Annotated in this window: 12 protein-coding genes and 1 pseudogene; 8 read left to right on the forward strand and 5 right to left on the reverse strand. The window is 70.1% G+C overall.

The annotated features are described in order from the left end of the window. The first annotated feature begins 129 nt into the window (after positions 1–129). Together ACIRHA_RS16280 and ACIRHA_RS16285 are read left to right on the forward strand one after the other, a co-directional pair. Positions 130–889 (forward strand): annotated as a pseudogene (locus tag ACIRHA_RS16280) (alpha/beta hydrolase). A gap of 13 nt (positions 890–902) precedes the next feature. Next, positions 903–1,556, forward strand: a complete 654-nt coding sequence (locus ACIRHA_RS16285; protein WP_403845485.1) for a hypothetical protein — start codon at positions 903–905, stop codon at positions 1,554–1,556. 30 nt (positions 1,557–1,586) lie between these two features. On the opposite strand, the gene ACIRHA_RS16290 is transcribed toward ACIRHA_RS16285, so the two are convergent. Further along, the gene (locus ACIRHA_RS16290) at positions 1,587–2,606 is read right to left on the reverse strand and encodes a LacI family DNA-binding transcriptional regulator (protein ID WP_403845487.1); all 1,020 of its coding nucleotides are present in this window, start codon (positions 2,604–2,606) and stop codon (positions 1,587–1,589) included. Between the two features lie 302 nt (positions 2,607–2,908). Here ACIRHA_RS16290 and ACIRHA_RS16295 point away from each other — a divergent pair, with 302 nt between their 5' ends. The 4 genes from ACIRHA_RS16295 to ACIRHA_RS16310 all read left to right on the forward strand — a co-directional run bounded on the left by ACIRHA_RS16295 (position 2,909) and on the right by ACIRHA_RS16310 (position 7,770). After that, on the forward strand, positions 2,909–4,117 hold the full coding sequence (locus tag ACIRHA_RS16295) for an extracellular solute-binding protein (RefSeq protein ID WP_403845489.1): 1,209 nt from the start codon (positions 2,909–2,911) through the stop codon (positions 4,115–4,117). Further along, positions 4,114–5,082, forward strand: a complete 969-nt coding sequence (locus tag ACIRHA_RS16300; protein ID WP_403845492.1) for a carbohydrate ABC transporter permease — start codon at positions 4,114–4,116, stop codon at positions 5,080–5,082. The genes ACIRHA_RS16295 and ACIRHA_RS16300 overlap by 4 nt, the downstream gene beginning before the upstream one ends. Beyond that, on the forward strand, positions 5,079–5,930 hold the full coding sequence (locus ACIRHA_RS16305; RefSeq protein ID WP_403845495.1) for a carbohydrate ABC transporter permease: 852 nt from the start codon (positions 5,079–5,081) through the stop codon (positions 5,928–5,930). The genes ACIRHA_RS16300 and ACIRHA_RS16305 overlap by 4 nt, the downstream gene beginning before the upstream one ends. Positions 5,931–6,000: 70 nt before the next feature. Further along, positions 6,001–7,770, forward strand: coding sequence for a glycoside hydrolase family 13 protein (locus ACIRHA_RS16310; RefSeq protein WP_403845498.1), 1,770 nt, complete (start codon positions 6,001–6,003; stop codon positions 7,768–7,770). A 38-nt stretch (positions 7,771–7,808) separates the two neighbouring features. Here ACIRHA_RS16310 and ACIRHA_RS16315 read toward each other — a convergent pair whose 3' ends face one another. The 4 genes from ACIRHA_RS16315 to ACIRHA_RS16330 are packed head-to-tail and all read right to left on the reverse strand — an operon-like array spanning position 7,809 to position 13,092. Further along, complete coding sequence (locus ACIRHA_RS16315; RefSeq protein ID WP_403845501.1) at positions 7,809–8,285, reverse strand: (2Fe-2S)-binding protein; 477 nt, start codon at positions 8,283–8,285, stop codon at positions 7,809–7,811. A gap of 31 nt (positions 8,286–8,316) precedes the next feature. After that, positions 8,317–10,590, reverse strand: a complete 2,274-nt coding sequence (locus ACIRHA_RS16320; protein ID WP_403845503.1) for a molybdopterin cofactor-binding domain-containing protein — start codon at positions 10,588–10,590, stop codon at positions 8,317–8,319. Between the two features lie 8 nt (positions 10,591–10,598). Then, complete coding sequence (locus ACIRHA_RS16325; RefSeq protein WP_403845506.1) at positions 10,599–11,843, reverse strand: oxygenase MpaB family protein; 1,245 nt, start codon at positions 11,841–11,843, stop codon at positions 10,599–10,601. Positions 11,844–11,856: 13 nt separating this feature from the next. Continuing rightward, positions 11,857–13,092, reverse strand: a complete 1,236-nt coding sequence (locus ACIRHA_RS16330) for an oxygenase MpaB family protein (RefSeq protein ID WP_403845509.1) — start codon at positions 13,090–13,092, stop codon at positions 11,857–11,859. A gap of 174 nt (positions 13,093–13,266) precedes the next feature. On the opposite strand from ACIRHA_RS16330, the gene ACIRHA_RS16335 reads away from it, so the two are divergent. Together ACIRHA_RS16335 and ACIRHA_RS16340 are read left to right on the forward strand one after the other, a co-directional pair. Then, positions 13,267–13,914, forward strand: a complete 648-nt coding sequence (locus ACIRHA_RS16335) for a TetR/AcrR family transcriptional regulator (protein WP_403845512.1) — start codon at positions 13,267–13,269, stop codon at positions 13,912–13,914. A 139-nt stretch (positions 13,915–14,053) separates the two neighbouring features. Beyond that, positions 14,054–15,931, forward strand: a complete 1,878-nt coding sequence (locus tag ACIRHA_RS16340; protein WP_403845514.1) for an AMP-dependent synthetase/ligase — start codon at positions 14,054–14,056, stop codon at positions 15,929–15,931.

Genomic DNA, 15,931 nt, shown 5'->3' on the forward strand with positions numbered 1-15,931 from the left:
GACCCAGGTCGAAGACGGTCCGGGCCGCCGGGTCGATGTGCGGGCCGCACCGGGCGGCCAGAGTCGATCACACGCCGTGCCGGCCGGAACCGCCGGGCGCTCCCAGGCCACCCCGCAGGAGGAAAGCAGATGCGCAGAACGCCCCTGTCCCTCGCCCTCGCCATCCGCGCGGTCGCGGCGACCGCGGCGACCGCGACGACGACCGGAGCGTCGGCGGCGACGCCGGACACCCCGGCGAGAGCGGCCCGCTGGGGCGCCTGCCCGCAGAAGCAGGACTCGTCGCCCTGCCTCGAATGCTCGACGCTCCAAGCCCCTCTCGATTACGGCGAACCGGAGGGTCGGCAGATCGAGACCGCCATCTCCCGCCTGGCAAGCGAGAAGCCCTCCAACGAGAAGCCCTCCGAGCGTCGTGGCGTCCTGTTCCTCAACCCTGGCGGTCCCGGTGGCGAGGGGCTCGACTACCCGGCCCTGCTCGCGCCATCGCTGCCGCAGGGTGTACTCGACTCCTACGCCGTGATCGGCTTCGACCCCCGCAGCGTCGGCCGCAGCACACCGGTGAACGGCACTGGGCGCGCCGATGCCGTCCTACCTCGGCCACTCCTACGGCACACACCTCGGCGCGGTCCAAACGACGCTGTTCCCCGAGCGCGGCGACCGGAACGTCTTCATGGCGCAGGACGAGCGGGATCCCGGTACGCCGCCGGCCGGGGCAAGGAAGCTGCGTGCGGCCTTCGGTATACGGGCCACGATGGTGACGGCCGATCAGGGCGGGCACGGTGTCCATCTGTTCGGCCGCAACACATGCGCGAACGACACGGTGACCGCGTTCCTGACGATCGGTCAGCGCCCGTCGCGGGACCTCGCGTGTGCGGCGGAGCCGGCCAAGTGACGGGGGCGCGCACATGATCGGGGAATGGCAGCGGCGCCGGGCGCTGCGGCGCGTGGAGCCGGGTGACGGCCGTCCGCTGAAGCGGTTCCGTTGGTGGCAGCTACCGTTCCGGGCACTGTTCCATCTGCGCCTGACACACCCCGACGGCCACCTTGAGGTGTACTCCGTCGACGTCAGGCACGGCCAGAACCAGTCGTCCGGCAACGTCAAAGCCCGCCTCTACCTCTCCGGCAGACTCCACTCGCAGTGCCGGCTTCCCGCCGTCCTGCCCGTCCCCGGCGGCGTCGTAGAGGTACGGATGAGCGGTTTCGGACTCAGGCGCTGCCACTACGTCACCCATGACGGGGCCGAGTACCAACTCGCCCCGGATCCGGCCTCGGCCGAGGGACGCCGGGCGCGCCTCGACCGGGCGCACCCCACGCTGAGCCGCTGCGTCGCGGCCCTCTCGGTACTCGTCCTCCTCGCCGCGGTGGCCGTCCTCGTGCCGCAACTCGTCGAACAGCTCACGGCGCCTCCCGCCGTCGCCGAGCACACCGGCCGCTTCCACTCCCCCGTAGACCTGTCGAAGTGGGGCAACGTCGCGGTCGGCATCGCCACGGCGGCGGCCAGCACGGAGCGGGCGCTGCGGCTGCGCTACAGCCGGCTGCTCGACGGCGCGGCGGGCTGAACGAGCCGGTCCCGTGGCCGTGGTGCGGCGTCAGCCCCCGGGCCGCACCGTCGACGCCCGCGGGATCAGCCGCAGCGGCATCTCCCGGTGCGGGGCGGGATCGGCCTCCGGGTCCGCGATCAGGTCGGTGACCAGGCCGCCGGCCACCGTGCCGAGGCTCACCGGGTCCTGCGCGACGGTGGTCAGGCGGGCCCACTCCGCCACCGGGTGGTCGTCGAAGCCCACCACGGAGAGCTGTTCGGGGACCTCGATACGGGCCTCGCGCAGGGCGGTGAGGAGTTCCAGCGCGAGTTCGTCGGTCTCGGCGAAGACCGCGGTGGGCGGGTCGGACAGACTCGTCATGTCACCGATGGCTTCCAGTGTCTCGCGCCGCCCGCGCGGCACCTCGCGGACGAGGGCGGGTTCCGTCCCGGCCGCTTCCAGGGCCTGGAGGCAGCCGGTCCTGCGCTGCCGCGAGCTGTAGGTGAAGCCGGCGCTGCGGCTTCCGCAGAGGTAGGCGATGCGACGGTGACCGAGGTTCAGCAGGTGTCGCGTGGCAGCGCTGCCACCGGCGACGTCGTCCACGTACACGCTCGGCCGGCCCTCGACCTTGCGGCTGACGTACACGACCGGCATGCCGAGGCCGTCGAGGCGTGCCGTCTCCTCCTCGGTGAGGTCGAAGCTGAGCACCATCAGCGCGTCGGCGTTGCGCCGGGCCGGGAGCCGCTCGAAGAAGGCCTCCCGCTCGGCCAGTTCGGCGACGGGGTAGATCAACAGGTCGAGGCCGGCGCCGCTCAACTGTGTGCTCAGGCCCTGAAGCACACACCCCACGAACCAGGAGGAGAGCGTGGGCGCCAGCACGGCGACGTTTCCCGTGCGCCCCGTGACCAGTGAGGACGCCTGCCGGGACACGACGAACTCCAGGTCCCTGGCGGCCTGTTCGACGCGGCGGCGCGCCTCGGGAGAGACGGTGGACATGCCGCGCAGGGTGCGCGAGACGGTGGAGACCGACACCCCGGCCCGCTCGGCCACATCCGCCATGGTCGGGTATCGCTGGTCGGGTATCGGCATGGCGGGAACGTAACACGTCCTCGACGCGCTTCGACAGGAGCGTGAAAACGTTGTCTCGGGCTCCGTGCTGTGCAGACCCATTGACCTCACCGGACGGTGCTGCCTAGCGTGCAAGCGTTCTCAGGAAGTTGTCAGCGATGGGTCAGCCGCCCCTTCGGCAGGAGCACCTCCCCATGACATTGAGCCGTAGAAGAACCTTGTCCTCCTTGGGTATCGCTGCCGGTGCCGCCGCCGCTGCCCCGCTCGTCTCGTCCTGTTCCCGGGCTTCCGCCACTCCCCCGGATCCGGCCGAGGCGCAGCAGGTGCCACGCCACAAGACGACCATCGACTGGTGGTACAGCTCGGTGGCCGCCAAGGACGGCGGTGATCTGGCACCCCGCCTGATCAGCGCTTTCCGTGAGCGGTACCCGCAGATCTCGGTGAACATCATCAAGGCGCCGGCCAGTACCGACACCCAACGCTCGGCACTGTCCACGCAGTTGGCGGCGGGCAGCGCGAGTCCCGACGTCTACCAGGGAGACATCACCTGGGCCGCCCAGTTCGGCGCCGCCTCCTTCGCGCTTCCGGTGGAGTCACTGCTGGACGAGGAGGAGTGGCAGCGTTATCCCAAGGCCCTGCTCACCTCGCTCGGTTATCAGGGTCACCGGTACGCCTTCCCGCTGTACCAGGACCAGCCGTACCTCTACTACCGGCGCGATCTGCTGCACAAGCACGGGCTGCGAGTACCGCGCACCTGGGAGGAGTTGATGCGTACCGCGCAGAAGGTCCAGCGGGCGGGGGACATCCGGCACGGCTTCGTCTGGCAGGGCAATGTCTACGAGGGGATGACCTGCAACGTCACCGAGATCCTCGCGGACGCCGGGGGCCAGGCGCTCTCCGCCGACGGCAGCCGCGCCACCTTCGCGGGACCTGCCGCCGAGCGGGCCCTGGGCCTGATGCGGGACCTGGTGACCAGCCGTGTCTCGCCGTCCGCGGTGGCCACGTTCATCGAGCAGAACACGATCGACGACTTCTCCGCGGGCCGCTCGCTGTTCCTGCGCAACTGGCCGTACGCGTGGGGCGTGGTCGCCAACCCGGACTCCTCCTCCGTCGCCGGGAAGGTCGGTGCCGCGCTGCGTCCCGGCTTCGAGGGGCGCGAGGGCGGACTCGGCTGCCTGGGCGGCTGGTGCAACTACCTCAACCCGCACTCCCGCAAGCTGGGCGCGGCCGCGGCCTTCGCCAAGTTCATCGCCCAGGAGGGTCAGATGGTCCTGGCCGAGCACGGCGCGCAACTGCCCACGACCCGCGAGGCGCTCAACAGCCGGTGGATCCGCGGCTCGAAGAACCCCGTCTACGCCCTGGCGCCGGAGATGACTCTCGTCGCGCGCCCGACCCGCAATCCTTCGTATCCGCAGGTGAGCAAAGCGATCTACACGCACGCGAACCGGGTGCTCACCGGTGTGCCGGTGGCCCGTGCGGTCGCCGACGCGCAGGACCAGCTGACCGCCGCGCTCGCCGGGGAGTCGCTGTGACGGCCCCGGTGCGTACCCGGCCGGACACGACACCGACGGTGCGGAGTTCCGGGACCGAGGTCAGGGAAGGCGGGCTGCGGCGCCGCAAGGCACGTACCGGATGGCTGTTCACCGCGCCGACGCTGGTCGTGGTGGGTCTGGTGACACTCTTCCCGGTGCTGTACTCCGTCGTGACCAGCTTCGCCAAGATCCGCTTCACCTTCGGAGGCATGGAGGTCGACGAGTGGACGGTCGCCAACTACGCGACGATGTTCTCCAGTTCGGCCTGGCTGGACGCGCTGGTGTTCACCGTGGGCTACACGCTGGGCACGGTCGCGGTGGAGATCGTGCTCGGTATCGCGGTGGCGGTGCTCCTTGAGCGTCTGGAGGCGGGGCGCGGCTGGATCCTGGCGCTGCTGCTCATCCCGTGGTCGCTGATCACCGTCGTCTCGGCGCAACTGTGGGCGTATCTGTACGACGCCGGGTACGGGGCGGTGACCTGGCTGTTCGGTCTCGTCATGGACGCACCGCCGGTGATCCTCGGCAAGCCCGTGCCGGCGATCGCGGGGCTCGCGGTGGCGGACATCTGGAAGACGACCCCGTTCGTCGCCGTGATCATCCTGGCCGGCCTGGTGAAGATCCCTCAGGAACGGTACGAGGCCGCCGAGATGGACGGGGCGAGTGCCTGGACGACGTTCCGCCTGGTGGTGCTGCCGGCGCTGCGGCCGGTGATCGCGGTGGCGGTCCTCTTCCGTGTCCTGCAGGCCTTCGGCATCTTCGACCTGCCCTTCGTCCTCACCCAGGGCGGCCCCGGCACGGCCACCCAGTCGCTGGCGATCCTCGGCTACAAGGCGCTGTTCCAGGACCTCAACGTCGGCCTCGGCGCGGCGATCGCCACAGCGACTGGAGCGCTGGTCGCCATCGGCTGTCTGCTGTTCCTGCGGGCCTTCAAGATGCAGGTGGACGAGGGAGGGGTGGGCCGATGAGCCGCAGCGGACGACAGGCCACGGGCGTGCGCCGCTGGCTGAACGTCGTGAACATCGGGGCGTTCGTCCTCGTCCTCGCGGTCTCGCTGCCGCTGCTGTGGATGGCGGTGACGTCCTTCAAGTCGGAGGGCGAGCTGGGCGCGTCACCGCCCACCGTGCTGCCCAAGGACCCCACTTGGGCGCATTACGCGCGGGCGCTGACCTCTGCCGGCTTCGACCGCTATCTCCTCAACAGCGCGGTGGTCTGCCTCAGCGCCACCGCCATCGTCCTCGGCCTCGGCCTGTTCTCGGGCTACGCCCTGGGCCGGCTGCCGCTGCGCGGCCGCGGCCCCATCATGGTGGCACTGCTGATGATCTCGGTGTTCCCGACCATCGCCGTGGTCACCCCGCTCTACCTGGTAGAACGGCGGCTCGATCTGCTCAACAGCTACTGGGGACTGATCATCCCCTACGTCGCCTTCCATCTGCCCTTCGCGGTGTGGATCCTGCGCAACTCGCTGCTCGACATCCCGCACGAGCTGGAGGAGTCGGCGACGGTCGACGGCGCGTCCCCGGTCCGCACGCTCCTGTCGGTGATCCTCCCGCAGGCCAGACCCGCCCTGTTCACCGCCGGGGTGTTCACCTTCACCGCCACCTGGACCGAATTCCTCATGGCCCTGACCTTCAACTCCGCCGACGACTTCCGCACCGTGCCGGTGGGCATCGCCCTCTTCTCCGGTGTCTACGAGATCCCCTTCGGCACCATCTTCGCCGGAGCCATGGCCGCGACGGTTCCCATCGTGCTCCTGGTGCTGGTCTTCCGCCGCAGCGTGCTGTCCGGTCTGACCGACGGCGCGGTCAAGGGATGACCCCACCCCCACTCCCCTCCACTTCCGGTCCCCTCCACTTCCGGCCACCCGACAATGTACGGAGTCCCGCATGACCGAGCACACCGACAACTCCCCGCAGAACGCCGACTGGTGGCGTCAGGCCGTCGTCTACCAGATCTATCCGCGCAGCTTCGCCGACGCCAACGGTGACGGCATCGGCGACCTCGTCGGAATCACCGGGCGCCTCGGCCACCTCGCCGATCTCGGCGTGGACGCGATCTGGCTGAGCCCGTTCTACCCGTCGGAGCTGAAGGACGGCGGCTACGACGTCGCCGACTACCGGGACGTCGACCCGCGCCTCGGCACCCTCGACGACTTCGACGCCATGGTCACCGAGGCCCATCACCTCGGGCTGAAGGTGTTCGTCGACATCGTCCCCAATCACACTTCCGATCAGCACATCTGGTTCCAGGAGGCGCTCGCGTCCGCGCCGGGCTCGCCGGCCCGCGAGCGCTACGTCTTCCGCGACGGGTCGGGGCCCGACGGCTCGCTCCCGCCCACCGACTGGGAGGCCAGCTTCTCGGGCAACGCCTGGAAGCAGGTGCCCGACGGGCAGTGGTACCTGCACCTGTTCGCCCCCGAACAGCCCGATCTGAACTGGGCGCACGAAGAGGTACGCGCCGACTTCCGGGAAACCCTCCGGTTCTGGTCGGACCGCGGCGTCGACGGCTTCCGCATCGACGTGGCCCACGGCTGCGCCAAGGACCTGGCCGAGCCCCTGGCCGACATCGGCCGCCCCCAGTACAAGGGCATCCACGACGACATGCCGCCGGGCACCCACCCGTACTGGGACCGCGACGAGGTGCACGAGATCTACCGTGACTGGCGCACCGTCCTCGACTCCTACACCCCGCCGCGCGTCGCCGTGGCCGAGGCCTGGGTCACCAACTCCCGCAGGGTGCTCTACACCCGCCCCGACGAACTGCACCAGGCCTTCAACTTCGAGTTCCTGAGCGCCCCTTGGCGCACTCCCGATCTCGCCAAGGTGATCGAGGAATCGCTGCACGCGGCCGGCTCGGTGGGCGCCACGGCGACCTGGGTGCTGTCCAACCACGACGTGGTGCGGCACGCCTCGCGCCTCGGCCTGCCGCCCGGCACCGACCTGGAGGCCTGGCTGCGCGGCGACGGCCACCTCCCCGAACCCGACCGCGCACTCGGCCTGCGCCGCGCCCGCGCGGCCACACTGCTGATGCTCGCCCTGCCCGGCTCCGCCTACATCTACCAGGGTGAGGAACTGGGCCTGCCCGAGGTGGCCGATCTGCGCGTCGAGGACCTTCAGGACCCGGTGTACGGGCAGTCCGGCGGCCGCCGCAAGGGCAGGGACGGCTGCCGGGTGCCGCTGTCCTGGGAGACCGATGGCCCGTCGTACGGGTTCGGGGACGCGGCCGGCTGGCTGCCGCAGCCGGAGGCCTTCGGCGCCCTGTCGGTGGCGGCCCAGGACCGGGACCCGGACTCGCACCTCGCCTTCTACCGGGCGGCACTGCGCCTGCGCCGCGAGCTGCTGCGCCCCGGCGCGCCCGGGAGCGAGGTACTGGGCGAACCCCGCCGCAAGTGGGGGCTGCCCGCCGCGGACGAAGCCGACGGCGTCGCGGACACGGGCGAGGCGGGCATGGGAGAGGCGGAGCAGCTGCTGCACTTCACCCGCCCCGACGGCTGGGAGTGCGTGGTGAACGTCGACGGCCCGCCCGCTCATCTCCCGCCCGGTGACGTGCTGTTGGCGAGCGGGCCCCTGACGGATGACGGGTTGCTGCCCGCTGACACGGCCGTGTGGCTGCGCACGGGTAGCGGTGACACCGCCGGGGTCGAGGTCGAGGGCTGACGTTTCGGTGGGCGGCCGCGCGCCGCCCACCGGGTCCGTCACATCCCCTTCGCGCCCTCCCGGATCGCCTCCCGGATCCGGAAGTACGTGCCGCACCGGCACACGTTCCGGATGCCGTCCAGGTCGGCGTCGGTGATCGCGCGGCCCTCCTCCTTCGACCGGCGGACCACCGCCACCGCGGCCATGATCTGGCCGGGCTGGCAGTAGCCGCACTGGGCGACGTCCTGGTCGAGCCAGGCCTGCTGCATCGGGTGCAGGTCGGCGTCCACGGTGTCGGCGAGGCCCTCGATGGTCGTCACCTCGTCGTCGGAGGCCAGCTCCTTGACGGGTATCGAGCAGGGGTTGACGGCCTTGCCGTTGAGGTGGCTGGTGCAGGCCTTGCAGACGTTGATGCCGCAGCCGTACTTCGGCCCCGTGACACCCAGGATGTCGCGCAGCACCCACAGCAGCCGTACGTCGTCCTCCACATCGACCGTCACCTGCTCGCCGTTGACGCGAAAAGTGTGCTTGGGCACGTGGTTCTCTTCCTTCTGGTTCGGCGGTGGGTCAGATGGCGTGGTCGAGGCCGTCGGTCGGCGACTGCGGCACCGGCGGGACGGTCGGCTTGGGGGTGAAGGAGAGGGTGTCGTGGTTGATCGGGAACGTGGTGGGCGTCGTTCCGGTCGCCCTCGCGTACGCGCACGCCACCGCCGCCATGGCTGCCGCGACCCCCAACTCCCCTGCCCCGCCCGGCTTTTCGCTCGTGTTCGGCATGACGATGATGTCGAGTTCGGGCGGGGTGTTCCACTGCCGCGTGTAGAGGTAGTTGTCCCAGCTCGCTTCCAGGAAGTGGCCGTCCTTGAGGTGCAGGCTGGAGGTCAGGGTCTGGGCGATGCCGTCCATGAGGCAGCCCATCATCTGGGCCTCCAGGCCGCGCGGGTTGACGGCGAGGCCCACGTCGACCGCGCAGACCGCCTTGGTGACACGGGGTCCCGTGACACCGTCGCGGATCGGACGGTTCACCGTCTCCGGACGGCAGTCGATCTCGACGAGGACCGCGTTGGCCGCGTGGTACTCGGTGTGCACGGCCACACCTTGCGCCACCCCCTCGGGCAGACTCCGCCCCCACTGGCCGGCCTCTGCGACCTTGTCGAGGACCGCGCGGGCCCGCTCGTCGTGCAGGAAGTCCCGGCGGAACGCGAGCGGGTCCTTGCCCATCTTCGCGGCGAGCCGGTCCACGATGAGCTCGCGGGCGCAGGTCACGTCGGGTGAGTAGACGTTGCGCATGCTGCCGGTGTTGAAGCCCTTGTCCGTCTCGTTGAGGAGCCGGCTGTAGGCCCCGAACTCGTACGGCATGGACTGCGACAGCTGGAAGAAGGTCTCGGAGAAGGCGAGGTCGGCGACCGGCAGCTTCGCGGCCACGGAGGTGAGGGCCTCGCCGAAGCCCATGGTCAGGTCCGTGGCGACGCTGGTGTGCCGCTGCTTGAAGCCGAGCACCTTGTCACCCGAGTACGCGGCGCGCACGCGCGAGGTGGCCATCGGGTGGGCGCGGCCCTGGCGTGCGTCGTCGGCGCGGTGCCACATGAGCCGGACGGGCTTGCCCAGCTTCTGGGAGATCTCGGCGGCTTCGAGGGCGGCGTCGAAGAACAGCTTGCGGCCGAAGGAGCCGCCGCTCTCGGTGACATGGACGGTGACGGCGCCGACCGGGAGGCCGAGCCGTGCCGCGATGGTCTGCTTCGCGACGATCGGCGACTTGAGGCCGCCCCAGATCTCTGCCCTGCCGGAACGGACGTCGGCAATGGCGCAGTTGGGCTCCAGTGCGCTGTTGCCGCGGAAGTGGAAGGTGAAGGTCTCCTCCACGGTGCGGCTCAACGAGGGCAGCCCCATGGAGGGTTCGGCCCTCTTCAGCTCGGCCAGGACCGTGTCGTCGGACTTGCCTTCCGCCGTGCCGCCTCGCCACGACACCTCCAGGGCGCGTACGGCGTCGATGCACTGGCCGAAGGTGCGGGCCCGCACGGCGACGCCGGTGCAGACGACCACGGCGTCGGTGACACCGGGCATGGCGCGTACCGCGTCGAGGTTGGCCACCGAGCCGACCTTGCCGTTGATGGTGGGCGCGCGGCACACCATCGTGGGCAGCGCGTCCGGAACGGCGAGGTCCATGGCGAACTTCTTGGCGCCGGTGACCGCGTCGCGGGCGTCGACGCGGCCCTGGGGCGTGCCGATGACGGTGAACTCGTCGGCCGACTTGAGCCGCGCCGTGGCCTTTCGCGTCGTGGCCGCGGCGGCCTTCTCGGTCAGCTCCCCGATGCCGATGCTCTTTCCCGCCGGGCCGAGGACGACGCCCGCCTTGATCTTCAACTCGTCGACGAGCGCGTCCAGTACGAGCGCCGCGGCGTCGAGGAGTCTGCCGCGTGCGATGGCCGCCGCCACCCGCACCGGGGTGTAGGTGGCGATGGTCGTGTTGGAGGCGCCGGTGAGCTGGTTGAAGAGGAGTTCGGGGCGGGCGTCGGCGAGTGTGACGTGCACCCGGTCGAGGGGCACGTCCATCTCCTCCGCGATCAGCATGGCGGTCGACGTGGTGATGCCCTGGCCGACCTCGGCGCGGGGCAGCGCGAAGGACACCGTGCCGTCCTTGTTCACCTGCACCGTGATGAGTGCGGCGGTCGGCGCCGCCGCCAGGGTCAGGGCGTCGTTGAGGTCGATGACCTCGGTGATGTCCAACGACGGGGCGCCGGCGGCCCCTTCGGCCGCCGCCGCTTCCTTCACGGGTACGAGTTCGGCCGCGGCCACCAGCGTAGGTGCCGCCAGTACGTAGCCGAGCAACTGTCGTCTGCGCATGCTCCCTCTCACTCCGGCCGGTTCATGTCCGGAAGATTGATGGCGATCGGCTGCCCCTCGGCCAGGAACAGGAGCACGAACCGTCGGATCGCCTCTTCCAACGTCCACATCACTGCCGGCACCCCCGGTATGGGGATGAGCCCCTCGCGGAAGGCCACGAGCAGCGGCCAGGCGCCCGCGACGAGCGGTTCCAGGATCGGTTCCTTGGACAGGCCGATCATGTCTCCGACCCGGTCGCCCAGCGTATACCGGGAGAACGCGCTGATCAGGGGCCGGGTGAGCCCCAAGTCCAGTTCGGCCACGATGCCGAGGAGGACGTCGGTCAGCTCCTCGCCCTCCTTGGTGTGCGCGAGGATCGGGTCGAGCACCTGCTTCGACTGGGCCTCGGCGGCGTCCCACGTCTTCGGGATGTACTCGTCCTGGACGCCGAGCATGGCGGCACTCACCTGCCACACATGCAGATACGCGTCCGCGTCGGCGGCACTGATCCGCACACCCCAGTCCTTCAGCTTGCGCATGACGAGGGTGGCGAGGCTGTGCCAGGTGACGAGGATGTCGGCCTGGCTGATCGGAATCTTCTGCCCGCCGCTGACCTGCGTCCATGCCGGGGACTGGGGCAGCAGGTGTCGCACCGCCGCGTGCACCATGCGGGTCTTGACCGCGGTCACGACCATCGACCCCTCGGGCTTGTAGGCGTTCACGTCCCCGATGTCGTAGCCGAGCCGGGCGGTCTTGGCGATGCGGTCCTTCATGTCCGCGCCGCCCTTGGAGTAGTACACGGCGCGCGACTCACGGGGGATGGCGGTGCTCATGAGGCCGCTGCCGAGGCCGTACAGGGCGCCCACGTAAATACCCTTGGTCTTGCTGAACTTGGAGCCGCGGTCGAGCTTGGCCCGGTCGGCCCAAGCCGGTAGTTTGCGGGCGTCCTCCATGAACTCCCGCAGGTCCGCAGGGAGTCCGTCGGGCAGCGGCTGGTCGTTGCGCTTCCACTGGGCGAGCAGGTCGTTGACCTTGGCCACTTCGCCGCGCTTGATGACTCCGGCGATCACCGGGTCGGCCTGCTCGTCCCACAGCCACTCGGGGTCGACACCCGCGCCGGAGCCGGCGACGGAGGCCGTCGGTGACCAGGTCCACAGGGACCGGGCGCTCGCCGGTGACGCGAGGCCGATGGCACCGAAGGCGCCTAATGCTCCGCCGCCGAGCAGCATGTTCCGCCTGCTGAGCCCGCGTGTTCCGTCGTTTCCGTTCACCATGGTGCTCGTCTCCTCAACTGGCGCTGGGCCGGTTGGTGTCGGGGATCTCGATCGCTGTGCCCTTGCCCTTGGTGAGGAACAGGAGGATGTACTGGCGGATCGCCTCGTCGAGCGTCCAGGCGAGGGGTGGCACCATCGGCAGCGGGATGAGCCCCTCGCGGAAGGCGACCAGCTTCGGCCAGACCGTCGCGATCGTCTTCTCCCAGAACGGCTCCTCGGGGATGCGGTCCATGTCGGCGACGCGGTCACCGACGAGGTAGCGGGCCAGCGCGTTGCACAGCGGCCGGTCGATCCCACCGGGACTTGTCTGCTCCGCGAGCTGCCCGAGCAGGATGTCGGTGAGTTCGACGCCTTCCTTCGTGGAGGTGAGGATCGGGTCGAGGACCTGCTGCGACTGGGCGTTCGCGGCGTCCCATGTCTTCGGGATGTACTGGTCCTGGACGCCGAGCATGTGCACGGTCACCTGCCACAGGTGCAGATAGGCAGCGGACTCGGCGGAGCTGACCGGCACCTTCCACTGCAGCAGCTTGCCCATCGCGTACGTGGCGAGGCTGTGCCAGGTGACGAGGATGTCGGCCTGGCTGATCGGAATCTTCTGCCCGCCGCTGACCTCCGACCACGCCGGGGACTGGGGCAGCAGATGCCGTACCGCCGCGTGCACCATGCGGGTCTTGACGGCCTGCACGATGCAGTCGCCGTCGGCGCGGTACGCGTTGAGGTCACCGACGGCGAAGCCGAGCATGCTCGTCTTGGCGACGCGGTCCTCCATGTCGGCGCCGCCCTTGGAGTAGTACACGGCGCGCGCCTCGCGCGGGATGGCGGTGCTGAGCATGCCGCCGCCGACCCCGTTGAGCAGGTTGAGGTAGAGGCCGCGCGTCTTGTTGAACTCGGCCGCCACCTCCAGTTTCTCCCGGTCGGCCCAGGAGGGCAGTTGGCGCGCCTTGTCGATGAACTCCCTTACGTCCTGCGGGAGTCCGGACGGCGCTGCCTGGTCGTTGCGGGTCCAGGTGCGCAGTTGTCCGTTCACCTTCGGTACGTCGCCGCGGTCGATGACCGAGGCGACGAGCCGGTCCACCTCGTCGTCCCAGACCCACTCGGGGTCGACACCGGCGCCGGCCCCTGCGACCGAGTCATCCGGTGGCCAGGTCCACAGAGACCTGGCGCTCGCCGGGGAGGCCGCACCCAGCGCGCCCAACGCACCGAGGGCACCACCCGCGAGCAACATGTTCCGCCTGCTCAAGCCATCCATCGCTGCGAACTCCTCCTTGAGTTCCGTGACTCGTCGGACCGTCAATACGCCCTGCCGGTACGGCAGTTGCCTTGATACGATGAAACACATCGAGCATCTCTGTATCAGCTGCAGGACAGGGGAGCACAGACGCGGCATGAACACCAGAGGCCGCACACAATCAGGGAGGCACCTGTGGAACCGAACGTGCTCGAGCTGGCCTTCAGCGAATCCGCCCTCGAGGCCGACACGGCCGACGCCACGGACGAGGTGACCGTCCGACTGCTCGACGCCGCCTACGAGCAGTTCTGCCGCATGGGCATCAAACGCTCCACGATGGCCGACGTGGCACGGCTCGCGGGCGTCTCCCGGATCACCGTCTACCGCCGGTTCGCCACGAAGGAGGCGCTGGTCGAGCACGTCGTACGGCGCGAGTTCCGGCGCTACTTCGAGCAGTTCGCGAGCGAGATCCGGGGCGCGGACACGGTCGCCGACCGGGTCGTCCTGGGCTTCGTGAGCTCGCTGCGCACCATCCGCCACAACCGGCTCATCGGCGGCCTCATGGCGGTCGAACCGGACTCCGTGGTGCCGTCGATGACCACCGACGGGGGCCGCACGCAGTACGTGGTGCAGCAGTTCGTCGCCGGGAGGCTCCGCGAGGAGCAGCGGGCGGGACAGGTCGCCGCCGGGGTGGACGTGGACGTGGTGGCCGAAATGATGGTGCGGGTCTGCACCTCGTTCCTGGTCGTGCCGAGTCATGTGATCGACCTGGACGACGACGAGCGGATGCGCGAGGTGGCCCGGCAGTTCCTGGTGCCGATGCTGGGGCCACCACCGGCGTAGGCCCTGGCGGCGGACTCGATCCCCGGTGACGGCGACGCGAGTTATTGACACAGTGCCAATAACGGTCCACGGTGGGCACCGCTCACGCACAGTCCACCCAACCCCGCACGTTCCACGTCGTACGTATCCGGGAGCCGCCGTGACGCCAACAGAGCCGCTACGCCAGTCCGTCGACGGGCTGACGATCACCAAACTATTGCGCCGCAACGCCCAGGAGTTCGGGGGCAGGCCCGCCCTCACCACCGGCATCGGGCCGGACGCGGGCACCCTGACCTGGAGCCAACTGCGCGCCGAGACCGCCGCGCTCACCCGCGGCCTCGGCCAACTCGGCCTGAGCCGCGGCGATCGCCTGCTCATCGCGATGTCGAAGCGGGCCGAGCACTGGGTCACCGACCTGGCCGCCGCCCACATCGGGGCGCTGCCCTGCAGCACGTACGACACCCTGAGCACCGAGCAGATCGGTGTCATCGCCCGGCACAGCGCGGCCACCGTGCTGGTCCTGGAGGGCGAGGAGCAGGTGCGGCGCTGGGCGCCGGTCCTCGACGAACTGCCACGGCTACGGGCCGTCGTCGTCCTCGACTGGTCGGCCGCGCCGGCCGACGACCCGCGATTCGTCAGCTACGCGGCGGTGCGCAACGCCCTGCCGCCCGACGACGCGGCCTTCGAGTCGCTCACCGACGCCGTGACCACGGATCAGCCACTGGCCCTCGTCTACACCTCCGGCACCACCGGCGACCCCAAGGGCGTGGTGCTCTCGCACCGCAATGTGATCCACGAGTCCGTGATGCAGGAGCAGTTGGTACCGCTGCCGCCGCATCCACGCTCGGTCGCGTACCTGCCGATGGCACACATCGCGGAGCGGGTCCTCGGGATCTACATGCCGATCTGCAGCGCCGGCCATGTCACCATCTGCCCCTCCCCCGACCAGCTGCTGCCCGCGCTGCGGAAGGTCCGCCCGCACGGCTTCTTCGGTGTGCCACGGGTGTGGGAGAAGCTCACCACCGGCCTGCGCGCCCAGCTCGCCGCGCTCCCCGAGCAGCAGGCGACCGCCCTGGCGCAGGCCCAGAAGACGGCCCTCGAAGTCTTCCGGCTGCGCTCCGCCGGCAAGGGCGTCCCACCCGAACTGACCGAACAGCTCCAGACGTTGGACGAGCTCGCACTGCGCCCGCTGCGCGCAGCGATCGGCTTCGACGACTGCCTACGGGCATTCAGCGGCGCCGCGCCGATCCCCACGGCCGTCCTGGAATTCCTGGCGAGCGTGGGCCTGCCGGTGTACGAGGTGTGGGGCCTGAGTGAGACGACGGGCGCGGCCACGGTCAGCACGCCCGACGTGTTCGCCCTCGGCTCCGTCGGCCGTCCGGGACCGGGTATCGAGGTCAAGGAGGCCAAGGACGGCGAGCTGTTCGTGCGCGGTCCCGTCGTCTTCTCGGGGTATCTCCAGGAGGACGGCGGCATCGCCTCCGGCACGGACGCCGACGGCTGGCTGCCGACCGGCGACGTCGGCACCGTCGACTCCCGGGGCATCGTCACCGTCACGGACCGCAAGAAGGAACTCATCATCACCGCCGGAGGCAAGAACATCGCCCCGACGAAGATCGAGTCGCTGCTGCGCGCCCACCCGCTGATCGGCCAGGCCGTCGCGATCGGCGACCGGCGCCGCTACGTCACCGCACTGCTCGTCCTCGACGAGGAAGCGGCACCGCAGTGGGCGAAGTCCAAGGGGCTCACCACCACCGGGCTCGATGAACTCGCCGAGCACGCGCAGGTGTTGGCGGCACTGGACGCCGCGGTCGAGGAGGCCAACGCGGTGCTCTCGCGGGTGGAACAGGTCAAGCGGTACCGGGTCGTCGCCGGTCCGTGGACGACGGAAACCGGCGAGCTGACGCCCAAACTGAGCCTGCGCCGCCGGGCCATCGACGACCTGCACGCGGCGACGATCGAGTCGATGTACGAGGCGGACGACCCAGTGGACCGGGCCCCCATCGACAGGGATCCCCTGGACAGGGACAAGGACTAG

Origin of the sequence: Streptomyces sp. NPDC102360 (assembly GCF_044766085.1) — a bacterium.
Classification (GTDB): domain Bacteria; phylum Actinomycetota; class Actinomycetes; order Streptomycetales; family Streptomycetaceae; genus Streptomyces.